The organism is Staphylococcus sp. 2S1, assembly GCF_046721335.1.
GTDB lineage: Bacteria > Bacillota > Bacilli > Staphylococcales > Staphylococcaceae > Staphylococcus > Staphylococcus equorum_A.
Genome location: NZ_JBEUUJ010000003.1, coordinates 1,916,293 through 1,942,822, shown reverse-complemented (window position 1 = coordinate 1,942,822; position 26,530 = coordinate 1,916,293). Strand labels below are relative to the sequence as shown.

10 protein-coding genes, 10 pseudogenes and 1 riboswitch are annotated in these 26,530 nt (G+C 33.1%); of the genes and pseudogenes, 4 read left to right on the top strand and 16 right to left on the bottom strand.

What is annotated here, in order from left to right; all coding sequences use genetic code 11:
- Positions 1-125: 125 nt before the first annotated feature.
- From topA to ylqF, 6 genes and pseudogenes are all read right to left on the bottom strand, one after another.
- Positions 126-2,197 (bottom strand): annotated as a pseudogene (gene topA, locus ABLV90_RS10305) (type I DNA topoisomerase).
- Positions 2,198-2,406: 209 nt separating this feature from the next.
- Positions 2,407-3,276 (bottom strand): DNA-processing protein DprA, encoded by an 870-nt coding sequence (gene dprA / locus ABLV90_RS10300; RefSeq protein ID WP_427704757.1) that lies wholly within the window; start codon positions 3,274-3,276, stop codon positions 2,407-2,409.
- Positions 3,277-3,755: 479 nt separating this feature from the next.
- Positions 3,756-4,664 carry a succinate--CoA ligase subunit alpha gene (sucD, locus tag ABLV90_RS10295; protein ID WP_460872601.1) on the bottom strand — a complete coding sequence of 303 codons (909 nt, stop codon included), beginning with the start codon at positions 4,662-4,664 and terminating at the stop codon, positions 3,756-3,758.
- Between the two features lie 20 nt (positions 4,665-4,684).
- A pseudogene (gene sucC / locus ABLV90_RS10290) lies at positions 4,685-5,850 on the bottom strand (ADP-forming succinate--CoA ligase subunit beta).
- 107 nt (positions 5,851-5,957) lie between these two features.
- Positions 5,958-6,727 (bottom strand): annotated as a pseudogene (locus ABLV90_RS10285) (ribonuclease HII).
- 9 nt (positions 6,728-6,736) lie between these two features.
- A complete protein-coding gene (gene ylqF / locus ABLV90_RS10280) occupies positions 6,737-7,597 on the bottom strand; it encodes a ribosome biogenesis GTPase YlqF (protein WP_460872600.1) in 861 nt (286 codons plus the stop codon).
- A 382-nt stretch (positions 7,598-7,979) separates the two neighbouring features.
- Between ylqF and ABLV90_RS10275 the strand changes: the two genes are divergently transcribed.
- Together ABLV90_RS10275 and ABLV90_RS10270 are read left to right on the top strand one after the other, a co-directional pair.
- The gene (locus ABLV90_RS10275; RefSeq protein ID WP_460872599.1) at positions 7,980-10,577 is read left to right on the top strand and encodes a YfhO family protein; all 2,598 of its coding nucleotides are present in this window, start codon (positions 7,980-7,982) and stop codon (positions 10,575-10,577) included.
- Between the two features lie 36 nt (positions 10,578-10,613).
- Positions 10,614-13,228, top strand: a pseudogene (locus ABLV90_RS10270) (YfhO family protein).
- A gap of 375 nt (positions 13,229-13,603) precedes the next feature.
- Here the strand turns inward: ABLV90_RS10270 and rplS are convergent.
- The 4 genes and pseudogenes from rplS to rpsP all read right to left on the bottom strand — a co-directional run bounded on the left by rplS (position 13,604) and on the right by rpsP (position 15,785).
- On the bottom strand, positions 13,604-13,954 hold the full coding sequence (gene rplS / locus ABLV90_RS10265; RefSeq protein WP_002507872.1) for a 50S ribosomal protein L19: 351 nt from the start codon (positions 13,952-13,954) through the stop codon (positions 13,604-13,606).
- Positions 13,955-14,055: 101 nt separating this feature from the next.
- Positions 14,056-14,794, bottom strand: a pseudogene (gene trmD, locus ABLV90_RS10260) (tRNA (guanosine(37)-N1)-methyltransferase TrmD).
- Entirely contained in the window at positions 14,794-15,297 is a 504-nt protein-coding gene (gene rimM / locus ABLV90_RS10255) for a ribosome maturation factor RimM (RefSeq protein ID WP_427704766.1), read from the bottom strand. The pseudogene trmD and the gene rimM overlap by 1 nt, the downstream one beginning before the upstream one ends.
- Before the next feature lie 221 nt (positions 15,298-15,518).
- On the bottom strand, positions 15,519-15,785 hold the full coding sequence (gene rpsP, locus ABLV90_RS10250; RefSeq protein ID WP_069816061.1) for a 30S ribosomal protein S16: 267 nt from the start codon (positions 15,783-15,785) through the stop codon (positions 15,519-15,521).
- Positions 15,786-16,044: 259 nt separating this feature from the next.
- Positions 16,045-16,143, top strand: a riboswitch (TPP riboswitch).
- A 131-nt stretch (positions 16,144-16,274) separates the two neighbouring features.
- Here rpsP and ABLV90_RS10245 point away from each other — a divergent pair.
- Both ABLV90_RS10245 and ABLV90_RS10240 read left to right on the top strand, forming a co-directional pair.
- Positions 16,275-17,027: a 3-oxoacyl-ACP reductase gene (locus tag ABLV90_RS10245; RefSeq protein ID WP_460872598.1), complete on the top strand. Its 753-nt coding sequence runs from the start codon at positions 16,275-16,277 to the stop codon at positions 17,025-17,027.
- A gap of 26 nt (positions 17,028-17,053) precedes the next feature.
- Positions 17,054-18,368, top strand: a pseudogene (locus ABLV90_RS10240) (LLM class flavin-dependent oxidoreductase).
- 101 nt (positions 18,369-18,469) lie between these two features.
- Here the strand turns inward: ABLV90_RS10240 and ffh are convergent.
- From ffh to ABLV90_RS10210, 6 genes and pseudogenes are all read right to left on the bottom strand, one after another.
- Positions 18,470-19,838: pseudogene (ffh, locus tag ABLV90_RS10235) on the bottom strand (signal recognition particle protein).
- A 25-nt stretch (positions 19,839-19,863) separates the two neighbouring features.
- Entirely contained in the window at positions 19,864-20,196 is a 333-nt protein-coding gene (locus ABLV90_RS10230; RefSeq protein ID WP_285323055.1) for a putative DNA-binding protein, read from the bottom strand.
- Positions 20,183-21,416: pseudogene (gene ftsY, locus ABLV90_RS10225) on the bottom strand (signal recognition particle-docking protein FtsY). The gene ABLV90_RS10230 and the pseudogene ftsY overlap by 14 nt, the downstream one beginning before the upstream one ends.
- Positions 21,413-24,983, bottom strand: a pseudogene (smc, locus tag ABLV90_RS10220) (chromosome segregation protein SMC). The pseudogenes ftsY and smc overlap by 4 nt, the downstream one beginning before the upstream one ends.
- Positions 24,984-25,138: 155 nt before the next feature.
- Positions 25,139-25,850, bottom strand: a pseudogene (gene rnc, locus ABLV90_RS10215) (ribonuclease III).
- Between the two features lie 234 nt (positions 25,851-26,084).
- A complete protein-coding gene (locus ABLV90_RS10210; protein WP_002507883.1) occupies positions 26,085-26,318 on the bottom strand; it encodes an acyl carrier protein in 234 nt (77 codons plus the stop codon).
- Between the last annotated feature and the right edge of the window lie 212 nt (positions 26,319-26,530).

Genomic DNA, 26,530 nt, shown 5'->3' with positions numbered 1-26,530 from the left:
CATATCATAATTATAAATATATGCGTCTACATTATAAATATGTGTCGTTAGTTGCTTATAGAATTATTAACAATATTCGTAATGTAAGTTTGTATTACGCAATAATTAATAAATGATATGTTTGTTTATTTTTGCAGTTCTTCTTTATAATCACAGTTTGAACAAATAACCTGACTTTTACGTCCTTGTTTTTTCTCAACAAGATATTGTTCACATTTAGGACAATCACGACCTACAGGTTTATCCCATGTAACGAAGTCACACTCAGGATATTTTGAACAACCGAAGAAAATACGGTTCTTTTTAGATTTGCGTTCAACGACATCGCCCTCTTTACATTTAGGGCAAGTCACGCCAATCGTTTTGATAATGGCTTTCGTGTTACGACAGTCTGGGAAGTTAGAACATGCCATGAATTTACCATAGCGTCCCATTTTAATTACCATCGGAGATCCGCATAGTTCGCAATCTTCTCCAGTTGGTTCATCTTTAATTTCAATTTTTTCCATTTCTTCTTACTGCACGTTCAACATCTTGACTAAAGCTACTGTAAAAATCACGAATTACTTTTTTCCAAGGAATTTCGCCATCAGCTACTTTATCCAATAATGTTTCCATGTTTACAGTAAAGTCGACATCAATGATTTCAGGGAAATAATCCTTCACTTGTTCATGAACGATTTCACCTAGTTCAGTTGGAACAAATCGCTTACTTTCATTTTTTACATAATTTCTTTTTTGTATCGTATCTATTGTCGGTGCATACGTAGATGGTCGACCAATTTTCAATTCTTCCATTGTTTTTACTAAACGCGCTTCAGTATAACGCGGCGGTGGTTGTGTGTAATGTTGAGAAGGTTCGATATTAGTTGCTGTAACCATTTCGCCTTCTTCAATATTAGGTAATTTATTTTCTTTACCGCCTTCATCGTCGTCTGTAGTTTCAATGTATAGTGTCATGAAACCTTTAAACTTAATTGTTTGTCCATTCGCACGGAATTTTAAATCATTTTGTGTTAAATCCATAGCAACAGTATCAAGAATCGCAGGTGCCATTTGACTTGCGACAAAACGTTCCCAGATTAATTTATATAATCTGTGTTGATCACGCGTTAAATAATTTTTCATTTCATTTGGTGTACGCAATGTTCCAGATGGTCTGATTGCTTCATGGGCATCTTGATCGCCTTGTTGGCCTTTAGCTTTACGATTTGACGTATAGTTATTACCATACGTTTCTTCAATATAACTTTTCGCTTCAGCTTTAGCTTGATCAGATACTCTTGTTGAATCTGTACGCATATATGTGATTAAACCGACTGTACCTTGTCGTTTCAAATCAATACCTTCGTACAATTGCTTGCGCAAGCATCATTGTTTTTCGTGCTTTGAAGTTCAATTTGCGCGCAGCTTCTTGTTGTAATGTTGATGTTGTAAATGGATTAGATGGATAACGTGTTTTTTCTTTTTTAGTTACTTTCGTTACCTCAAACTGGTCTCCATCTAATTGTGTTGTAATTTTTTCTACATCATCTTTATTCGTTAACTTAAATGGTTTATTTTTTAAATGAAGGAATTTGGCATTGAATTTGGATTTCTTATATCTAAATTCGCCTTCAATTTTCCAATATTCTTCTGGTTTAAAGTTTCTGATTTCATTTTCGCGATCAATAACTAATCTAAGTGCAACAGATTGGACACGTCCGGCTGATAAACCTTTTTTAACTTTTTTCCACAATACCGGCGATATATTATAACCAACTAAACGGTCTAATATACGTCTCGCTTGCTGAGCGTCAACAAGATTCATCTCTATGCCTCTAGGATGTTTAAAGCTATCTTTCACAGCATCTTTTGTTATTTCATTAAATACTACTCTATTTTCTACTGATTCTTCTAAATTTAATATGTTCGCCAAATGCCAAGCAATTGCCTCACCTTCACGGTCAGGGTCACTCGCTAAGAATATTTTTTTTGCTTTCTTAGCATGTTTTTTAAGTTCTTTAACAACTGGACCTTTGCCGCGTATCGTAATATATTTTGGCTCAAAATCATTTTCATCATCTACGCCCATTTGGCTACGTGGCAAGTCTCTAACATGCCCCATAGATGCGATAACTTTATATTTTTTACCTAAATATTTTTCAATGGTTTTAGCTTTTGCAGGCGATTCAACTATGACTAAATTTTCTGTCAAAGTAGTTACCCCCTTGCATTTCTAATTACAAAGATAAATGATAAACGGTCTATTTTGTTTTTGTCAATGTTTTTAATTTTAAGTTACCTGGATTTCTAAGAATATTGACTAAAAAAACAAAATAAATGTCATCGTAATTTCATAATTATAAAATGCCTTTTCTTTCATTAATAAACTTCCATTTAATGTCCATTAGATTCAATTAAATTTCAATTATAATCTATTAATATATCACTTGCTTTTAAAACAATTTTTGCTCCTTCTTGAGCACTTAATAAATTCCCTTCAGTCATCGGATTAAAGATAGAACCTGGTAGTATGTATACTTCTCTATTTTGTTCTAAGGCAAAATTCGTTGTAATACATGTGCCACTATTTGCTTTAGATTCTGTAATCAATACACCTTTTGACAGTCCACTTATTATTCTATTACGCTCAGGAAAATGATGCTTTTGCGGTCTTTGAAAAGGAAGGTATTCACTTACTACAAGTCCTTCGATTTCTATTCGTTTTCTAATTTCAAACGTTTCTTTTGGATAATGTTGTAAATGACCAAAACCTAGTACTGCAATTGCAGACATATTCATCGATAAAGCATGTTCGTGTGCCATTTTATCTGCGCCTTTAGCTAAGCCAGAGATTATGGTTAAGTTTTCTTTTTTAAATGAGGGAAAAAGAAAGTTCAATGCTTTTTGACTATATTCTGTCGCATGCCTTGACCCTATAATAGCAAGAGTTTGAGGAGATTGCATTAAAGATAGCTTTCCTTTATAGAAAAGAATGAGTGGCGGTTCATAGATTTCACGAAGTAATATGGGATATGTAGACTGTTCTATTGAAATGTACTTTAAATTCCATTGTTCTAACATTGTTATTATGTTTTTAACTTCTATATTTAGATATTGCTTATAAATTTCTGCTTTTCGCTTTGTTTTTAATGTACTTAAAAATTGTTTGAGTTCATGCTTTTGTTCCACTTGATCATAGTCTAAAAAACTAGGATTAGACCTTAACAGTTGATGTATTTGGTGTGTCGTTAAACCTGAAAAACGTAGTTTTAAATATTCGTGTTCTCTCATTATAATTCTCCTTTTCATCTCAATTATAATGGAAAACAGCAGTAGTTTAGATTACAAAACTACATCATTTTCTAGTGAAAAGTAACAAGATTTTAAGGAGTAATTCTCTATTTTAAATTCATTTCAAACTAGAATTTCATTATATTGTAAAGACTAAAATAAAGTTTATGTACGTATTACTTCTAACTAAGATTAGCCAAGTGCTAAAAATTTCCAATCGTTTTTCTTCTATTATAAAAGTAACTACAACAAGTGACATAAAACGATGGTTATACAACTTAAAACTTCTCTTCTGTAAATTGATTCCTTCAAATTTATAAAACTTATAAAGAAATTTTCACAACAAAAAAACGGTTGATAAGAAAAGAATATCCATGCCTATCAACCGCGAGTATTATATTACCTAAAATGTTTGAATACGTAAAATAGCACAAACTCCGACATATTTTCGGAATTTGTGCTGGGTTTGTACAATACAATTATTGTTTTACAGTTAATAATTGTTCATAGATGCCTGCTTCTTTAGTCGCATCAATTAATGTTGTACCAATTTCTGATGGTGTATCTGCAGTTTTAACACCACAATTGTTAAGTGTTTTAACTTTTTCTTCAGCAGTACCTTTACCGCCTGAAATAATCGCACCGGCATGGCCCATACGTTTACCTGGAGGGGCTGTTTGTCCTCCGACAAAGCCTACTACAGGTTTAGTCATGTTAGCTTTAATCCATTCAGCAGCTTCTTCTTCTGCTGTTCCACCGATTTCACCAATCATAACGACTGCTTTTGTTTCATCGTCTTCATTAAATGCTTTTAGCACATCAATAAAGTTTGTACCATTGACTGGATCGCCACCGATACCTACAGCTGTTGTTTGACCAATACCTTCTTCAGTTAATTGGTGTACCGCTTCATAAGTTAAAGTACCTGAACGAGATACTACGCCTACGTGACCTTTTTTATGAATGTAGCCTGGCATGATACCAATTTTAGATTCATCAGCAGTAATAACACCCGGACAGTTAGGTCCAATAACACGTGTTTCTTTACCTTCTGAGTAACGTTTAACTTTAACCATATCAATTACTGGAATATGTTCTGTAATACAGATAGCTAAATCTAATTCTGCATCTATACATTCTAAAATTGCATCTGCTGCGAATGGCGCAGGTACATAGATAACAGATACTGTAGCACCTGTTTCTTTTTGTGCTTCTTCAACTGTATTGAATACTGGTACACCTTCTACTACTTGTCCGCCTTTACCTGGTGTTACCCCAGCAACAATTTGTGTACCATATTCAAGCATCTGTTTTGTATGGAAAAGGGCAGTTGACCCTGTGATACCTTGTACAATTACTTTTGTATTTTTATCAATAAATACGCTCATGTTAGTGCTCCCATCCTTTCCTACGCTTCTTTAACAAGTTTTACGATTTTTTGTGCGCCTTCTGCCATAGTTGCAGCTGATTCAATTGCTAAGCCAGAATCTTTAAGAATTTCTTTACCTTTTTCAACATTTGTACCTTCTAAACGTACAACAAGCGGTAAAGTAAGCTCTACTTCTTTAACTGCGGCAACGATACCTTCAGCAATAATGTCACATTTCATGATTCCACCAAAGATATTAACAAAAATACCTTTTACGTTGTCATCACCTAAAATGATTTTAAATGCTTCAGTAACTTTTTCTTTAGTTGCACCGCCCCCTACATCTAGGAAGTTCGCCGGATTGCCACCAAAGTGGTTAATTGTATCCATAGTTGCCATAGCTAAACCAACACCATTTACCATACAACCGATGTCTCCATCTAATGCAATATATGATAAATCGTACTTAGAAGCTTCGATTTCTTTTGGATCTTCTTCTTCTAAATCGCGTAATTCTAGGATATCTTTATGTTTAAATAATGCATTATCATCAAAGTTAACTTTTGCATCTAATGCCAAAACATTACCATCATTAGTTGTTACTAATGGGTTTATTTCTACAATAGAACAGTCTTTTTCGATGAAAACATTATAAAGTGAAACTAAAAATTTAGCTGCTTTATTAATTGATTCTTTTGGAATATTAATATTAAAAGCGATTCTTCTAGCTTGATATGGTGCTAAACCAACAATAGGATCAATAGTTTCTTTGAATATTTTTTCAGGTGATTCAGCGGCAACTTCTTCAATTTCAGTTCCGCCTTCTTCTGATGCCATCAAAGTAACACTGTCAGTAGCACGATCAATTACAAATCCAACATAATATTCTTTTTGAATATCGCAGCCCTCTTCTATGTAAAGGCGCTTAATTTCTTTACCTTCAGGACCAGTTTGATGTGTTACAAGCGTCTTACCTAATAATTCTTTAGCGTAAGTTTCAACTTCAGATAGTGATTTAGCGATTTTAACTCCACCTGCTTTACCTCTACCCCAGCGTGAATCTGTGCTTTTACCACATATACTTTTGAATTTAATTCTTTTGCTTTTTCTACCGCTTCGTCAGCAGTAAACGCTACGCGTCCTTCTGGGACAGCAACGCCCATAGTACGAAATAATGCTTTACCTTGATACTCGTGGATATTCATTCTCCATCCTCCTGTTTCTTAGGTTAAGTTCATAACTAATTATATGAAATGTAAGCGCTGTTGTAAACTCATTTAGCCCAGTTATTTAAATCTTTTGTTTTTTACCATTAATTTGAAAGTGATTTAATTGGTTCAAAAGTTTTTCTGTGTTCATTTATAATGCCGTGCTGACTTATACCATTTAAATGTTGTTGAGTGCCATACCCAACATTTTTTTCGAAGCCGTAACCTGGGTGTTTAACTGCAAGTTCGCGCATATATCTATCTCTATGTTCTTTGGCTAACACACTTGCTGCTGCTATAGATACACTTTTGGCATCTCCTTTAACTAATGATGTTTGAGGAATATCTACATCTAGTGTCATCGCATCTATCAGTAAATGTGTAGGCTTAACAGATAAAGCCTCAACTGCTCTTTTCATTGCCAATTTAGTTGCTTCATAGATATTAATTTGATCAATTTCTTCAACTGTCGCCACACCATACGCGTATGCGTATACTTCTGATAATAATTGCGTTTCTAAAAATTTCTTTTCTTTGCAGAGAGTTGTTTTGAGTCATTTAAGCCTGTGAAATGGTGATCCTTATTTAAAATGACTGCACAAGTAACAACAGGACCGACTAACGGTCCTCTCCCCACCTCATCTATGCCACAAATTAACGCTTTGTCATCATCAGCTAGTATTTCATTTTCATAATGAGACATCACTTTATAATTTTCTAGTAATGTTTGAACTTTTTCCAATTGTTTTCTTCTAGAAACAATCGCATTTTGTACACCCTTACGATCATCGTCGTTAACAGAATGATTTTTTAAAGTTTCTAACGAGTGAATATCTTGCAACAATAATTTAATTTCTTGAATAGTTTGTTTCATAAATATTATTTACACGTCCATTTCACTAGCGATATCAAAAGTGTACGTACCGATTCTGGCATTTCTCACTTCATGTATAACTAAATCAATAACCGCTTCATAATCGACTTCATTACCACGTCTTAATAATCCACGACGACGCCCTATCGCATCAAACCACTCTAAGTTTTCTGCGTCGATTGGCACATCAACTTTGTAATGTTCTTTTAACCCTTCATAGTCATGTGCTTTCATAAATTCTAAGCCATAAATTGCTACTTCATCTAAATGCACAATACTATCTTTGATAGCTCCAGTGATACTTAATTTCTTACCAACTAATTGGTCTTCAAATTTAGGCCATAAGATACCTGGTGTATCTAACAATTGTAATGATTTCCCAACTTTAATCCATTGTTGTTGTTTCGTTACACCTGGTGTATTACCCGTTTTAGTAACAGATTTATTTGCTAATTTATTAATTAATGTTGATTTTCCAACGTTAGGGATGCCAACGATCATTGCTCTAATCGCACGTGGTTTTAATCCTTTTTGCTTTTCTTTCTCGAATTTCTCTGTTGTTGCTTTTATTGTTGCTTGCTCTACGAGTTTTAAACCCTTGCCGTGTTTTGCATCAATTGCAACAGGATAAAAGCCTTTGCCTTTAAAATAATTTTCCCATTTTACTAGCTCTTTTAAATTTGCCATATCTTTTTTATTTAAAATGACCACACGTGGTTTTTGTTGTATTACTTCATCAATCATTGGATTTCTTGAACTATACGGGATACGTGCATCTACAAGTTCAAACACTACATCTACTTTCTTTAACTCCTCGGATACTTCTCTTTTTGCTTTAGCCATATGGCCTGGATACCATTGAATTACCATATACATCACCTTTCTCTATTTACGCTCTATTTAATTAAAAGTTTTAATTATATACTTATGCTTTAATTTCGTTTTCTATTCTTTGACTTTAAAATCATAACACGTCACGTATAACGATATAAATAAAATAATGTCATTATTATCTCATTAACTTTAATTTTACAACATTATTTAGTAATATACTTCAAATTATTTTAGACACCACGTTTAAATCTCTAAAAACGATTAAAATTCGACTGTTTTTTATTTAACCTGTTTAACTTTTAAAACGCTTAAGACTTAATGAATTATATTTTTCTAAATAAATAATAGTTATTTTTATCTAAATTCATAAAATATCGTTACAATGGAATTATATTTATTACATATACAGGAGTCGTTTATGAAGCGTAAATTTTTGTACACATGTTTATTCTTATTACTGGCTGTTATTGGACACAGTTATGTTATTTATAGATTTATCCATGATGGCGTTTTATTTACAGGGCCTAATGATGGTATGGAACAAATGGTGCCAATTCAAATGTATTTATTTGATAATTGGAGTCATGGCAATTGGTTTTATGCTTCTGACTTTGGTCTGGGCGGAGACTTTTTCACTGACTTAAGTTATTACTTTTCAACAAATATTATATTTATTTTGAACGTCATTATTATTGTCTTACTTAAAATAGTCATCCCAATGGATACCTCTGATGTGATGTTTTGGATGACAAATGCCTTAGTCGTTTCTATAATTAAATCTGCTATAGCAATGATAGCAACATTTATCTATGTTCACTATATTTCACACAATCGCAAAGTGGCTGTATTAGCATCATTTATTTTTGTAATGTCACCACTTTATTTTAGATTCACTGTTTATTGGCCATTTTTTAGTGATGTTTTTATTTGGTTACCATTATTACTATGGTCAATCGAACGCTTCTTAAAAAGTGGTAAACCAGGTTTCTTTATTATTATCGTAACTATTTCTTTAATTAATAATTTTTATTTTGCCTATTATCAATTATTAACAGGACTTTTATATTTCCTAGCTCGAATGATTTTTAAACATAAAAATGATCTCGTAACTAGATTCAATGCATTTATGACATTATGTATTTCAGCATTAATTGCATTAGGTTGTAGTTTGTTTTTCTTTTTCCCGACAATACAAAGTTACTTTAATAATAGACGCATCCCTTTTGATGGAGATGTAGACTTATTTGAACCTTTTAACCAAAACACAAATATATTTTATGACAATTATTTAATCGTCATACTTTTCTTAACACTACAAGCATTGCTATCATTCAAGTTATATAAGCATTTTTATTTCAAATTATTTTCGATTTTTACGCTGGTTTCAATTTGTGCTAGTTTTTTACCATTTGTGGATCAAGTATTTAATGGCTTTTCAGCACCACAAAAACGTTGGCACTACCTCATCGCTTTTAATTCGGCTATTTTAATAGGACTTTATGTAAAATATTTTAGAACCTTATCTTTAAAAACGTACATATTATCCTCTTTAGTCTCTTTATGTTTTGTCTTTGGAAGTGCTTGGCAATATGACAAGTTTGTTTCGTGGCTATGGTATATGCCTATAGTCAGCATGATTGGTTTACTCATACTTTTCGTTAAAGAACCTAAAATAAGAACCAAATTAACGCATTTCTTTATATTGTCTATTATGATACTTTCTGTTTTAGTGTCTGTCGTATTTATACGCAACCAAATTTATTTTGATGATCATGTTCAACGCGCAAATAGCTATTATGTAAATGCAAGTCTCTTTGACACGCCACTTCAACAACAGTTAGTTTCTGATATAAAAAAAGGAAAATCTGAAGATGAGCGAATTGATTGGCGCGTTAATGAGCAAGATAATACACCGATGTATCAACATTTTAAAGGAATGAGTCTTTATTCAAGTATTTTTGACCACAATATACTTGATTTTTATTACGATGATTTGAAAATCAACATGAAAGAAGAATCTGTAAGTAGATACCAATCAACGAATAGCAGACAAAACATTAATAGTTTATTATCTGTTCGTTATTTAATGTTAAAAGATTACCAAAATAACGTGCCCGCACATTTCAAAAAAATTAAAAAAGATGGACAATACCAAATCTATGAAAACACTTTAAACTTGCCTTCAGTGCGTGTTTCAGATCAAGTCTTTGATGCACAAAAGCTTAAAGATCCTATAGATAGGGAACATGCAATGATTGATGGAATAATTTTAAATAATGAGGGTAAAACATACACAGATAAAGCTAAAAACTTATTAAATCAAACCGAAATCACCTATCAAAACATGAATCGTAAAACAGACAAAAAAATATATATTCCTAACAATAATAAACAGGGTCAAGTACAAATCCATGTTCCAGAAAACATTAGATCACAATATAAAGATTTTTACGTGACGCTAAAAGTTAAACGAGGCAAACCTGACAGCAATTTTTCTGTAAATATAAACGGTTATTCGAACAATCGGTTATTCAACAATTCTACTTATCGTACTGGGGTTGACACACAACTTTATAGAACACAACCAGATGAAAATGGTAATATAAACATTGCACTTAGCCCTAGTGGTAATTATGAATTTGAATTACAAAGTTTACATGGAGAAAATTATAAAAAGCTTGAAACCGCACATAGCAAACAGAACAATGTGGGTCATTATCAAGATATTAAAAATGGCATTAAAGTAACATTAGATCGCCATAAGAAAGGCATTGCTTCTATTAATATTCCTTATAGAAAAGGTATGCCCGCATACGTGGATGGTAAAAAAGTAAAACCTTTAAAAGTAAATTATATGATGACAGGTGTGCCTGTAAATAAGGATAGCAGTGAAATTACAATTAAATATAGACCACCATACTGGTATACTATGATCGCAGTTTCAGTCATAAGTTTCATCTTGAGTGTGATTTGGTGCATTCACAAAAATAAAAAACCACAGCGCAATTCAAATTAATATTTAAAAGGAGTTTGTCAGAGATGAGGTATGACTATGTTTCGTAATCTTTGGGCCCACAAAGTTACAAGATTTATTTGTATCGTTGCGCTAGGTATAGGCGTTGCTTTACTAACATTCACACCATATATCTTTCGTTATTTAACTGAAGGTATCGTATTTAGTGGGAGTGGTGATGGCTATAGGCAAATGATGCCATTTCAAATGTATTTGTATGAACATTTTAGCCAATTCAAAAGTTTTTATGATCATTCATTTGGATTAGGTGGCGATTATGTAAAAGATTTAGCTTATTATTATGCTACTTCTCCATTTACTTTGGTTAATTTTATTTTTGTTTGGCTATCAGAAGTGTTATTTAATAGTAATCCAAGTAACATAACATATTGGGCAAGTAACCAACTGATTGTTGCTTTTGTTAAAGGTGTAGTAACGTTCGTACTAGCCTTTTACTATTTTAGATATATAAAATTTAAAAACCATGCTGTTTTTCTGGCTTCTATGTTATATGGTGCCTCAACAGTAGTAATTTATTTTAATTTTACCTGGTCATATTATGGAGATTTGCTTATTTTTCTTCCACTCTCCTTATTGGCTATTGAACGATTTTATAGAGAAAAGAAAATAGGTCTATTTATTTTTGCTGTAGCTCTAACTTTATTTTCAAATTTCTATTTTAGTTATTATGAATCTCTTGTACTCTTTGCATATTACTTTTATAGATTAGTGTTCCCCCACCCGAGTGATATCGTAACTCGCAAGCAAAAATTATGGATTATTCCTGTAGCAATAGTATTAAGTACACTAGTTAGTATATGGGGATTCTATACTGGGGTTACTTCGTTTTTCAACAACGATCGAGTAAGTAATCCACATTTTAAAATAGATATGTTTACAGATTTCGCACGACAAAAGCACTTTTTTAGCAACGGCTTTTATATCACTGTTTCAATTATCGCTATGGTAGCATTGCTATCATTTAAGTTATATAGACATTATTATTATAGGTTTTTTGCAATTATGACTTGGATTATGTTAGTTGGTTCATTGACACCCTATTTTGATAGTATGTTTAATGGTTTTTCGACACCCGAACGCAGATGGGTTTACATATTTGCTTTCGCCACTGCGACATTAATCGCGTTATTTATTCAACACATTTCAGAATTAAAACTCAAGTCTTATATCTTAGCATGTGTACCCGCCTTGCTGATTATGTCAATCATGACAATTATAGTTGAGAAAGAAAAAATGACTTGGATGCTCGCTTGTCTCATTATTATGATCTTTATTGGAATACTTTTATTTAAAAGGTCACTACTGAAAAAACGTTGGCCATTAGCCGTATTATTAGTATTATTTATCGTTCAACAAAGTATGATTCTTTCTAATCATCACTTTAATAATGTGAGGAACTATGAATCCACAAAATCAGCTATGCATGCTTCAAAATACAAAAGTCCTGCTTTATCCAAGAAAATATCTGAAATCAATCAACAGCATAATGACGATCCACTGAGTAGAATTGATTATATGTCGCAATATGGTCTTAATTCACCAATGATCTATCATTTTAATGGTATTGCTTTATATTCAAGTATTTTTGATGGTGACATATTAAAATATTATGATCAGACATTACAAATTAATATGCATACTGATAAAAATAGTACTTATCGATTATTATCAAACAGAGCGAATTTAATGGCATTATGGAACGTTAATGATCGTATACGTCGACCAGATGATTCGAATATATCTTTCGGTTTTGAACCTAAAGATACGATTCATCATTCAAAAAAAGAATCATTTATTCATTCAACAAACGAAATTAAATATCCAAGTGCTCATATAACCAACAAGGTGTATGATCCAAAAGATCTTAAATCACCGCTTGATAAAGAACAAGCAATGTTGCAAGGTGTCGTGCTCAAAGATAAAGACGCTAAACCCAACAGCCAATTTAAGGCTAATGAGAATTTATTGGGCAAAACCTCTACCTCATTAAATAATGCACATAGGGATAAAGACGGAAAGCTTATAGTGACAAAAGACAAAGGTGGCATAACTTACACCTGCCATCCTCCATTGCAAATAAATACAAAGATATGTATATAGAAATGGATGTTGAACTATTAAGCCCTGACAAGCAACATGACGTCGGTGTGAACGAATACAATCAAGGTCGTAATGAATTGACTTATAAATATCGCCGGTTTGTCACGCCTGTTACAATGCGTGTAAAAGCAGATGAAAAACTACGAGTTAAATTGTCACAGGGTAAATATCGTTTTAATATTAAAGGCATTTACGGTGAAAACTATGAAACTTTAAATAAAGCATCTAAACAGTTAGATAATGTACAAGTGTCTGAACAACGTTCTGGTTATACAATTAAAAAAGATAAAAATGACGAAGGCTATCTTGTCTTACCGATGGCATATCGTGATGGTATGAAGGCGTATGCCAATGATAAAACACTCCCTGTAAAACAAGGCAATGGCATTATGACCGTAATTCCAGTTGAAAAAGGACAAGAAAAAATCGAACTCAAGTATACGCCACCACATACAACTATCTTGGTCGTTTTAAGTATTCTAGGTATTATATTGAGTATTGGATTCACGAAATGGATTAAACCAAAGAATTAAGCACGATAAAGGGAATGAAACAGAAATCTAATTTTTCTAACAAGATTTCGTCGTCTCACCCCGGCAAAGCTGACTGTAAAGTTGAATACAAGGGCTGAAGCACTTGCATAAGAACTACTTGTCTTCATAAATGAAGTAGTAGTTCTTTAAAAGCTTGATATAAACGCATTTTCAGTTCAGTCAGCCACTGCCAATATAATAATTGAGGCTGAGACATGTATTTTGTCTCAACCTCTTTAATGAGTCGCTTAGGTTTGCTAGAAATGTCGACTAAAATTGTATTTCTAGCAAGACAACCTAATGCGACTTATATTATATATGTATCAAAAAAAGCGACTCCCATTGGGAATCGCTTTTTTATGTCTAATTTGCTGATTAACGAATTTCTTTAATTCTAGCGGCTTTACCACGTAATTCACGTAGGTAGTATAATTTAGCACGACGTACTTTACCACGGCGTTTAACTTCAATTTTTTCGATTTTTGGAGTGTGTAATGGGAATGTACGTTCCACACCAACACCTGAAGATATTTTACGTACAGTGAAAGATTCTGAAACTCCTCCACCACGGCGTTTAATAACTACACCTTCGAATAATTGGATACGTTCGCGAGTACCTTCAACAATACGTACGTGAACTTTTAAAGTGTCACCTGGACGGAATGAAGGTATATCTGTGCGTAATTGCGATTGAGTTACTGCTTCGATTAATTTGTGATTACTCATTATTTTTCTCTCCTTCAACCTATGTTCTTGCCTAGACAAAATATAGCAGCGGACCATAGTGATTTTCGTGTGTCGCACACTTAAAATATATTAGCATATTACTAATCTTTTTTCAATTGCTTTTTATATCTTTCTATAATTTCTTGGTCTTTTTTAGTCAGCGGATACTGTTCTAATAAATCCGGTCGTTTTTCCCATGTTCTTAAAATTTTCTGTTCATGACGCCAATGATCAATGTGGGCATGGTTGCCTGATAATAAAACGTCTGGTACATTCAAATCCTTATATATACGTGGTCGTGTATATTGTGGAAACTCTAGTAAACCATCTTGAAAGGAATCATCCATGTGAGATTGTTGATTACCTAAAACACCAGGTAAAAGTCTAACTACCGCATCTGTCATTACCATCGTCGGCAGCTCGCCACCAGTCAATACATAGTCCCCCATTGAAATTTCGTCAGTGACTAAATGTTCACGGATTCTTTCATCATAGCCTTCATAATGCCCGCAAATAAATACTAAGTGCTCTGCACTGACTGAGTTCATTAGCAATAGCTTGAGTAAATGGGCGACCTTGAGGACACATTAAAATGACCCTTGTGTCTTCTGTTCGCTCAATACTATCCATTGCATTGAATATTGGTTCCGGCTTTAACACCATCCCCTGACCGCCTCCAAATGGGTAGTCATCCACTTGATTATGCTTGTTTTCAGCAAAATGTCTAAAATCCACTGTATTTACTTGTAACAAATCCTTTTCTTGAGCGCGTTTTAAAATAGATTGATTTAAAACACCTTCAAACATACCAGGAAATAATGTTAAATAGTCGATTCTCATTAATCTAATAATCCTTCCATAGGCGTGATTTGTATACGTCTACCTTCTACATCAATTTCTTTAACCACGTCCGCGATATAAGGAATGAGGTATTCTTTGTCGCCTTTGACTACCCACACATCGTTTGCACCTGTTTCAAATATCTCAATCACACGACCAATTGGAGTATCTTCATTAAAAACGGTACAGCCAATGATATCTGAATAATAAAATTCATGTTCTCCAAGCTCTATTTCTTCATGATCACGTTCTTGTAAAAGTGTTTCACCTTTTAAGTGCTCGATATCATTAATGTTATTGATACCTTCAAACGTAAGCATATGCAGTCCTTTATGCATACGATATGAAGCAATTTTAAATTTAAGTGGTGCTTTATCTTTACGTGCTATTTCAACAATTTCCCCAGGTTGAAAACGTTTATCTGTAAAATCAGAATTAGATTTTATTTTTACTTCGCCTTTAATACCATGTGTATTAACAATTTTTCCAACTTCAACTTTCATATATGTGCCTCCGATAAATGTATCTTATAAGTGTTGTGTAATTTTTATGTATTATTTAATTATTATAACATGTATAAATCTAACATAGTAATACATTCCTCACTAGAAAATTTTCTTATTCTCAACTATTTTAAAGCACTGATTATAATATTTCTCATTAAAAAAAGAGCACCTAAAACGGTACTCTTACAAATACTATATTTGTTTAATAAGTTTAAAACTTATTTTTGGTCGTCGAATTTTTTCAAAATACCTTCTCTTGATAAGATATTGTGAACTGTATCAGTCGGTTTAGCACCGTCTTTTAACCATTTAAGTGCTAATTCTTCGTCGATTTTAACTTCTGGTGCTTTCACATTAGATGGGTTGTAAGTACCGATTTGTTCGATATTACGACCATCACGTGGTGCACGAGCATCCGCAACTACGATACGATAGAATGGATTTCTTTTTGAGCCTAAACGTGTTAAACGAATTTTAACTGCCATTTATATTCTCTCCTTTTAATTTCATAAGTATTTATTTTCTACAAGAAATAATGATACCAGTTCTTCTGATATTTGTAAAGAGGTTATCCTTTACCAATTTTAAAAAAACATTTTTTTCTCATCAATCGCCTTGTAAACTACGCGCTTTTGTCAATTTCCTCTTTTCATGCACTTTATACATCTATGATATACCTTATGTTATTTTAAGTCTCTTGACATCTATATTTAAAAACTATACATTGAGACTAAATTAAATAAACGCATGCACTAGGGGTGTTTTTAACTGAGATGAGTACAACTCAAACCCTTTGAACCTGATCTAGCTGAAACTAGCGGAGGAAAGTGTGAAAGATTTTATATCATATATTCAAGGGGCAATCTTGCCTTTTTACAATATCACTATTTTATCATTTCTAATACACAACTTTCTATAGTGAGGGTTGTGTATTTTTTTAATTTGAATTTTTTAAAATTTTAGGAGTGAAAGTTATGAATAAAACTGTTTTAGTAACAGGTAGTAGTAGAGGTTTAGGTGCAACGATTGCAAAAACATTATCGCAACAAGGGTATAATATTATAATCAATTATTACAAAAATAAATCGTTAGCAGAAGATCTTGTTTCTGATATCGGATCAGATTGTGCAATTGCTATTCAAGCTGATATCACAAATAGAGATAATATTGATCACTTAATTGAACAGGCCACTCAATATTTCGGAAAAATTGATGTCGTAATTAACAATGCACTCGTAGGTTTTAAATTTGATCCTACACAGCAAAAATCATTTAAAGATTTAACATGGGTTGATTACCAACAACAAATAGATGGTACTTTAAAAGCTGCCTTCAATGTAACACAAAGTGTCATGCCTCAATTTTTAGAAAGACAGCAAGGTACTATTATTTCTATCGGTACAAATTTATATCAAAATCCTGTTGTACCTTATCATGAATATACAACTGCAAAAGCTGGATTAATTGGTTTTACTCGTAATATTGTTGCTGAACTTGGTCAATTTGGTATTAGAGCCAACGTGGTGTCAGGAGGCCTCTTAAAAACAACTGACGCAAGTGCTACAACGACGCCTGAAGTATTTGACATGATCGCACAAACAACACCGCTTAAGCGTGTGACTTCACCACAAGACATTGCAAACATGGTTGCATACTTAGCTTCTGAACAAGCAAACGGTATAACTGGACAAAATTTCACTGTAGATGGTGGCTTAACGATGAATTAAAAAATTATAATTAGGAGGTGCTTTCTATGTCTGATAAAAATCAAAAACAACTTAATATTGGCGTTTTATTATATGCTTGTGGTCATCACCAAGTCGCGTGGCTAATGCCGAATTCTAGTGTGAATCGTATTGGTGAAATTACTTATTATCAGGAATTAGCTCAACTTGCTGAAAAAGGACTATTCGACGCAGTATTTTTCGCTGATAATCAATCTTTTCCTGCAAAATCTTCTACTGATATGCCAGCATTTTGGTTCGATCCTATCGTCAGTTTATCTGCTATTGCTCATGTGACAACGCACATTGGACTGGTCGCAACAATTTCAAGTACGTTCTCAAACCCTTTTACTGCATCTAGACAATTGCTCAGTCTAGATCATGTATCACATGGACGTATAGGTTGGAATCTTGTCACCTCTATGACAGATTTAGAAGCCTTAAATCACAGTATGGAATTGCTCCCTGATCATAATGAACGCTATGAAATTGCTGCTGAATTTGCAAAAGTGATGAATCAGTTATTCACATCTTGGGATAACGAACATTTTCTACATGATCGAAAAAACAAAAAAATTATTAATGATGATTACATTAATGCTATTAATCATCATGGTAAACATTTCAAAGTTAAAGGACCATCAACAACACCAAGCAGTCCACAAGGTCGTCCAGTAGCTATGCAAGCTGGCGCATCTTCACAAGGTATTGCCTTGGCAACTCAATATGCAGATGCAGTGTATTCAGTATCCTGGAACTTTAAACAAGCACAAGCTTTTCGAGAAAAGCTTGATCAACAATTACAATTATCACAAAACAGTAATAGATATATCAAAATTTTTCCCGGTCTAGTTACATATGTCGCTGAAACTTACGAAAAAGCCTATGCTAAGAAAGAAAAATTAGACAAAGCCTTACCTGTGGAAACTGCATTAAAACAATTAAGTTTCTTTATTCAACAAGATTGTCAAAACTGGGAGTTAGATGAATCCGTGCCTCCCCTACCTCCTGTTGAAGATTTTACAGGACCAGTTGGACGTTACGAAACAATATTGGAAATCATTCGTGATACTCATCCAACTGTACGAGAACTACTTGGTTACTTAAATGCTTGGTGGTGGGCATTTCACATTGATTGGCACTCCTGAAGCTATCGTAGATCAAATGGAGTACTGGTTACTAAGTGGTGTAGCCGATGGTTTTAATTTGATGCCGCCTGTCTTTCCAGATAGTTTAGAGGATTTCGTAACATTGATTGTGCCAGAATTACAAAAAAGAAATTTATTCAGAACAACTTATAATGGTCATACTTTCCGTGATCATTTGGGGTTAGAAAAATTTTAATCATTCTACAAATAATATAGTTGACGAAAAAACCAGAACAACGATTTGGTTACAAGTCGTTGTTCTGGTTTTTTATTTATAGTTATACAAAATTTATGATTTTAGAATGGTAAATTCATACCGTTCATCATGTTTTCCATTTGTTTGCGTTTGCCTTTTTTGCCTTTGCCGCCACCGGAAAATTGTTTCATCATTTTTTTCATATCAGTGAATTGTTTCATTAATCTATTGATTTCTTGCACTGAACGTCCTGAACCTTTAGCAATACGTTTTTTACGAGAAACATTTAAAGTCTCAGGTTTGTTACGCTCATTAGGTGTCATTGATTGAATAATTGCTTTAATATGATCAATTTGTTTATCATCCATATTCATATTTTCAATGCCTTTCATTTTGTTCATGCCAGGAATCATTTTCATAATGTCATCAAGAGGCCCTAGACTTTTAACTTGATCTAATTGTTCTAGGAAATCTTCCAATGTAAACGAAGATGTACGCATTTTCTTTTCTAAGTCTTTTGCTTTATCTTCATCCACATCTGTTTGTGCTTTTTCAATTAAACTCAATACATCTCCCATACCTAATATACGAGATGCCATACGTTCAGGATGGAATGCTTCTAACCCATCTAGTTTCTCACTCATACCTACAAATTTAATCGGTTTTTGAGTAACTGATCTGATTGAAAGTGCGAGCACCACCACGTGTATCACCGTCTAATTTTGTTAATGTTACGCCAGATACTTCTAATTGAGAATCAAAAGATTCTGCAACATTCACAGCATCTTGACCAGTCATTGCATCGACAACTAACATAATTTCATCTGGTTTCGTAATTTCTTTTACATCGCTTAATTCTTGCATTAACGCTTCATCAACGTGTAAACGACCGGCAGTATCAATAATAACAAAATCTAAATGCGCTTCTTTTGCATGTGCGATTGCATTTTCAACGATTTGTTGTGGCTTAACTTGATCGCCTTCACTATAAACTGGAATGTCGATTTGTTTACCTACTGTTTGCAATTGATCAATTGCCGCAGGACGATAAATATCTGCTGCTACTAATAATGGTTTTTTATTATATTGTTTACGCATTAATAATGCTAATTTACCAGCAGTGGTAGTCTTACCAGCACCTTGTAAACCAACCATCATCACTACAGTTGGCGGCTTGTTAGCCATTTTAATCGTAGCATTTTCCCCTCCCATAAGTTGGGTAAGTTCTTCTTGTACAATTTTGATGACTTGTTGCCCAGGTGTTAATGATTTCATAACATCTGAACCTAAAGCTCTATCTGATACAGTTTTGACAAATTCCTTTACCACTTTAAAGTTAACATCGGCTTCTAATAATGCTAATCTTACTTCACGCATCATCAATTTAATATCTGCTTCAGTAACTTTACCTTTGCCACGGATTTTTTGCATCGTTCCTTGCAGACGATCGGATAATCCTTCAAATGCCATATCAAATACCCTCCTTTATATACTTTTATTCTAAATCTTCAAGTGCTTGAATGTATTGTTTTATTTTTTCTGGATCATTTATGTGCTGTTTCATATGTTCATATGTTTTTTGTCTTTGTTCAAAATTTCGGTATAGCCCTAATTTTTCTTCATAATCTTCTACTAAATCGCCAGTTCTTCTTATATTATCATACACTGCTTGGCGACTCACATCAAATGTATCAGCAATCTCACTTAAAGAATAATCTTGTAAATAAAATAATTCTAAATAGTTTCTTTGTTTATTTGTTAATAATGATTGGTAAAAGTCAAACAGATAATTCATACGTATCGTTTTAATTAAATCATTTTGACTCATCTGAATTACCTTCAATTTCTACTTCATTCTGATTTGACTCAGGTGCTTCTTCGACATTTTGCTCAATCATATCAGCGAATAACCCATACACATAGCTTTCAGGATTGAATGGTTGGAGATCATCTAATTTTTCACCTAAACCTACGTATTTAACTGGAATATGAAGTTCATTACGAATTGCTAATACGATACCACCTTTAGCAGTACCATCTAATTTTGTTAATACAATACCTGTAACGTTTGTAACCTCTTTAAATGATTTTGCTTGTGACAATGCATTTTGACCTGTCGTTGCATCAAGACAAAGTAAAACTTCATGAGGTGCCTCTGGTACAGCACGTCCAATAACTCGTTTAACTTTCTCTAATTCATTCATTAAATTGGATTTATTTTGTAAACGGCACTGCAGTATCACATATTAAAATATCTACGTTTTTACTTTTAGTTGCGTTAATTGCATCATACATTACTGCGGCTGGGTCTGAACCTTCTCTTTGGCTCAACACTTCAACACCGACGCGTTCGCCCCATACTTTAAGTTGTTCAATTGCACCGGCTCTGAATGTATCTCCAGCGACAAGCATTACTTTTTTGCCTTCAGCTTGGTAACGATGCGCTAATTTACCAATTGTTGTTGTCTTACCAACACCATTCACTCCGACCATAAGGATTACATTTAATCCTTCATTTTCTATATTCATCACTTCTGAGTTATCATCATCTTGGTGATAGATTTCAACAATTTTTTCAACAATAACTTCACGTAAATCCTCTGTTTCAGTAATATTGCGACGTTGTGCTTCTTCACGTAATTCTTCTACAAGTTGCATCACAGTATTAAATCCAACATCTGCAGTAATTAACATTTCTTCTAGTGCTTCGAAGAACTCTTCATCTACCTTACGATAACGTGCAAGTAAATTATTAAGTTGCGCTTGGAAATTCTCACGCGATTTTTCTAAACCGGCTCTAAATTTGGCACCGAGCTGTTGTGCTTCAATTTCTTCAAAATCTTCAATAGAGATTAAACCATCATCATCAAAGTCAGCTTCTTTTAATTTTTTAACTTTTTTCGCTGGTTTATCTTGAGTTTCGTCCTCTCTATCTTGTGATGCTTCACCTTGTTGTTCTGCGTCTTGTTGTTCTAATTCTTCAAGTTGTTGCTTTTGTTCTTCTGAAGGTGCTGAAAATTTATCTTTTAATCGTTTGAAAAAGCTCATGTTTGTTCCTCCTTAATCACTTCATCAATCGTATTTAAATTAACACTTACTAGTTTGGAAACTCCAGATTCTTGCATTGTTACACCATATAAGCGATCTGAGAATTCCATTGTACCTTTACGGTGTGTAATCACAATAAATTGAGTTTGGTCTGATAGATTTTTTAAATATTGTGCATAGCGTATCACATTTGCTTCATCAAGTGCCGCTTCAACCTCATCTAAGATAACAAATGGCGCCGAGCGAACTTTTAAAATCGCAAATAATAATGCAATGGCACTCAAGGCACGTTCTCCACCACTAAGTAGTGACAAATGTTGTAACTTCTTACCAGGTGGTTGCACAATGATATCTACTCCTGCAGTTAGATAGTCATCATCTGTTAAGCGGAGTTCTGCTTGGCCTCCGCCAAACAATGATTTAAATACATCTGAAAAATATCCTTGAACGGCATGAAATGTTTCTTTAAAACGATCTTTCACTTCTTGATCCATTTCTTCAATAAGTTGTTCTAAAGTTGTTTTCGTCGCTCTTAAGTCAGCACGTTGTTCATCTAAAAATGTAAAACGCGTATTAATTTCTTCAAATTGTTCAATCGCATTTAAATTAACTGGTCCTAGCTCTTCAATAGACATTTTAGTTAATTTTACTTTTTTGCGTAAAACGTCTATATCTTCATCTAAATCATATAATTCACTCGCACGCTCATATGTTAAGTGATAATCTTCGCTCAAATGATCAATCGCATAATTAATTAATACATCTAAACGGGACTGCTCTGATTTAATATCCTGATAGCGATTTTCTATAGAAAGAATATCTTGATTGGCTTCTTGAAGTTTTTGATCTGTCACTTCAATTGTATCATTCAATTCGAGTCTACGCGATTTAACGTCTTCTATGTTTTGAGATAGTTTTACTTTTTCGTCTTTACTTTGTTCCATATTATATTGAATCGTTTCAAATGCTTTTTCGCCGGTCATTTCATCTGAATTAAAGAGTTTAATTTGCTCTTCTAATTTTTGATGTTGCACAATAACATCATTGAGTTGTTTGGCAATTTTTGACTCAGTTTGTTTCTGAGTATTTAAACGTTCTTTTACAACTGCCAAATCGGATTGCTTTTGATGTAATTGTTGCTTGGATTTGCGTTGTGCTTTCTTTACCTTCTTTAGAAAGTTTTGTATAAAGATTGATATCATCTTCTAATTTTTGTAGTTGTGTTTTGATTTTAGATAATCTTTGTTTTTTATCATCAAGTGTTTGCTTACTTGTTTCGCTTTGGTAACCATCATTTTTTTCAAATTCAAATTCTTCATGCTCATCTTTTAAATGCGCTTCACTTTTACGTAATCTGTCTAGTTCTAATTCATAATTATGAGCATTTTTTTTAATAGCATTATAATGTTGACTTGTATCAAAATATTTTTCGCTCAGTTGATCTGACTCATTTTTAATTTTTTGAAATTGCTTTTCAAATGCTACTGTTTGCTGTTGATAATCTTCGAGTTGAGCACGCATCGTTGATAGTTCATCTTTTTGAGCTAAAATACTTTTAGATTTACGATCTCCACCGCCCGTCATGGAGCCACCAGGGTTCACGATATCCCCTTCTAAAGTCACAATACGTGTACGATAACGAATTTTACGTGCTAACTCGTTGGCGTTTTTCAATTCATCTACAATTATTGTATTACCAAGTAAATTTTGAACTACATTTTGATAATCTGATTCTACTTCAATTGCTTGTGCGGCAATATTAATAAAACCCTCACTATTTTGTGCAGTTTTCATAATTTCATTACCAATTTGGCGAGGTTGAATCACATTGAGTGGTAAAAATGTCGCTCTACCCAAACCATTTTGTTTTAGATATTGAATTGCCTGTCTACCATCTTTTTCCGAATCTACAATCACATGTTGTAGTGATGCACCAAGTGCAGTTTCGATTGCTTTAGTTAAATCGGATGGCACTTGAATTACTTCAGCAACCGCTCCACGTATCCCTGAAAGTTTATTACTTTTAGCCTTAAGTATATGTTTTACACCATTAAAGAAATAGCTATATTCTTCCTGTTGCGTGGCCAAACTATCAATACGAGATTTTAATTTATCGTTAAATCGATACGCTTGGTGCAATTTTTCTTCGTACTCAGACTGTTGCTGTTTAAGTTGTGTTAATTTTTTTTCATAATTATTGAGCTGTTGCTCAGCATTTTTCAATTCTTTTTGAGTCGTCGCGGTTTGCTTTTCAGCTTCATTAATGTCGCTTTGAATTTTCTTCAGTTGTTCAAAGGCTTCAAGTAACCTACTATCTAAACGGGATTGCTTCGTTTCATTTTCTTGAATGGTATGTTCTAAAAAGCGAATGTCATTATTTACATCGGATTGTTCAGACATAAGTTGATAATATTCATCTTTAATTGTCTCTAATTTTTCGTCATGCTGTTCATCACTGACATAGAGTTGTGATTCAAAGTATTGAATTTTTTCATTTAACTCTTTTTGTTGTTTTTTTAATTTATCTATTTGATTTTGTGCATCTATCTTTTCTTTTTTTAAGGTTTCTGTTTGTATTTTAAGACTTTCTTGTTCTTCTTCAAAACGTGCGTTCGTTTGTGATTGATTTTTCTTACGTTCTTCTAACACGTTAAGTTGTCCTGCATACTTTTCAACTTCTTCTGTCGCTTTAACAAGTTGAAAATTTAATGATTCAATATGTTCATCGAGTTGTTGTCTTTCAGATTTATATTTATTTAATGCTTGTGTATATTGTACTTTCTCTGCATCTTTTGTAGCTTGATGACTCTTTAAATTATTTAAATTATCATCAAGTTCATGAATATTTTTACTATATTGTTCAATATCATAGACCGTTACAAGTACATCACTTCTTTCCATTTCTTTGGAAAGATGTTTATATTCTTTAGCAATAGTTGCTTCTTCTCTTAATGGTTCAACTCGCCCCTCTAAATCATATAGAATATCTTGTATTCTTGAAAGATTGTCTTCTGTTTGGTCGAGCTTTTGTACGGAGGCAGCTTTGCGTTTTTTATATTTTAAAACTCCTGCAGATTCTTCTAATATTTGTCTTCTATTCACTGGTTTTGCATTTAGTATTTCATCTACACGTCCCTGCGAAATAATACTAAACGCTTCTTTTCCTAAACCTGAGTCTAGAAACAAATCAATAATATCTTTTAATCTTGCACGGTCATTATTAAGATAATACTCACTTTCACCACTTCTGTATAATCGACGTGTTACAACGATTTCTGTCGCGTCTAGTTGTAACTTGCCGGAGCTATTATCTAATTTCAATTTAACTTCTGCATAATTTTGAGCTTTTCGATGTTCTGCGCCTGAAAAAATAATATCTTCCATTTTAGCACCACGCAGTGATTTAGCTGATTGTTCACCTAGCACCCATTTTATTGCATCTGTTATGTTACTTTTCCCACTACCATTAGGTCCTACAATTGCTGTTACACCTTCATCAAATTGTACATTTGTGTGCTCCGCAAACGATTTAAACCCAAAGGCATCTATAGATTTCAAATATACCATGCTATTCTCCTTTAAAGTGTTCCTTGCTGTTTCACAGTTTAGAAATACCCATGTATTAACCTGAAGGCTAATATATTTCTTAATTAACTACATTGCTATTGCGAAGGTTTTAACAATATATGATTCACTTCTTATCATATTGTTTTATAACAAAGTTATTTAGCTTTGTTTTTCATTGATTTATATGCGCTTTCTGCTGCTTTTTGTTCGGATTCTTTTTTAGTCTTCCCTTTACCTTCCGCTACTGCGGCATTTTCTAAAATCACTTCAGAAGTAAATAAACGATGATGCGCTTGGTCCTTCTTCATTAATTAAACGATAAGTGACATCACCTTTATTTTGTCTATGGACAAATTCTTGAAATTGGGTTTTAAAGTCAACAACGCCATCAAGTTCTTCATCTTCGACATACGGAAAAATAATTTGTTCTGCAAACTTCCACACAGATTCTAAACCTTGGTCTAAATATAATGCACCTACAAATGCTTCAAATGCATCTGATACGAGTGAGGGACGGGTTCTGCCACCTGTTTTCTCTTCACCTTTACCTAACAAGATAAGTTCATTGATTTGAATTTTTTTCGCAAATATTACAAGTGAAGGCTCACAAACAATTGTTGCACGCATTTTTGTTAAATTACCCTCTGGCAATTCTGGATATTTATCAAATAAATAACGTGAAACCGTCAATTCTAATACCGCATCTCCTAAAAATTCTAATCGTTCATTATGCTCTAAACGATTCATATTAAAATCATTTATAAAACTCGAATGCGAAAATGCTTGCTGATATAATTCTATTTGTTTAAAATTCAAGTCTAATTCTTGCATCTTCTGCGCAAATTTTTTTTCAAATGCTTTAACCATTTCTATTTTTTTATAATTGGTCAATCTATTTCCTCCTCAGATTTAATGCTAAAGTACTAATACCTTTATATTTTACGTGAAAATACAATAAAACTAAAGAAAAAACTGTCTACTGTATTTACCATCTATATATCTAGTAAAAATCGCTATAGCAGTATTATCTTACAATATAAATTCTGTTTAAAATCAATAAAAAATCTGAGCCGTCATCTCAACGACTCAGATATTTTTTTATTATTTTTCGATACTATTAATAAAGTTTACTGCGTCACCAACAGTGTTGATTTTTTCAGCTTCTTCATCAGGAATTTCAGTACCAAATTCGTCTTCTAATTCCATAACTAATTCAGCAATATCAAGTGAGTCAGCGCCTAAATCATCTTTGAAAGATGCCTCTTTAGTTACTTTTTCAGCGTCAACACCTAAACGGTCAACGATGATATCTTTTACTTTGTCGAAGTTTTCCACGTCGATTCACCTCCTTTAAAAAATCTAATTATAGACTTATATATTTTCCCACTTTATCAATTGAAATACAAGTAGTATTTCGAATGATTGTACTGTATAACATTATATTAATGGATCTTATACAATCAAGTGTAGTAATGAAGTTGTGACACAATCATTTTAAATCTATACTTTATACCTTATCATAATCTCCTATGTGAGATCAGAAGTTT

What these genes read in the sequence shown, in the direction of transcription:
- dprA (WP_427704757.1), bottom strand. Translation starts at nt 3,276, where the DNA reads ATGAGAGAACACGAATATTTAAAACTACGTTTTTCAGGTTTAACGACA.
- sucD (WP_460872601.1), bottom strand. Translation starts at nt 4,664, where the DNA reads ATGAGCGTATTTATTGATAAAAATACAAAAGTAATTGTACAAGGTATC.
- ylqF (WP_460872600.1), bottom strand. Translation starts at nt 7,597, where the DNA reads ATGGTAATTCAATGGTATCCAGGCCATATGGCTAAAGCAAAAAGAGAA.
- ABLV90_RS10275 (WP_460872599.1), top strand. Translation starts at nt 7,980, where the DNA reads ATGAAGCGTAAATTTTTGTACACATGTTTATTCTTATTACTGGCTGTT.
- rplS (WP_002507872.1), bottom strand. Translation starts at nt 13,954, where the DNA reads ATGAGTAATCACAAATTAATCGAAGCAGTAACTCAATCGCAATTACGC.
- rimM (WP_427704766.1), bottom strand. Translation starts at nt 15,297, where the DNA reads ATGAAAGTTGAAGTTGGAAAAATTGTTAATACACATGGTATTAAAGGC.
- rpsP (WP_069816061.1), bottom strand. Translation starts at nt 15,785, where the DNA reads ATGGCAGTTAAAATTCGTTTAACACGTTTAGGCTCAAAAAGAAATCCA.
- ABLV90_RS10245 (WP_460872598.1), top strand. Translation starts at nt 16,275, where the DNA reads ATGAATAAAACTGTTTTAGTAACAGGTAGTAGTAGAGGTTTAGGTGCA.
- ABLV90_RS10230 (WP_285323055.1), bottom strand. Translation starts at nt 20,196, where the DNA reads ATGAGTCAAAATGATTTAATTAAAACGATACGTATGAATTATCTGTTT.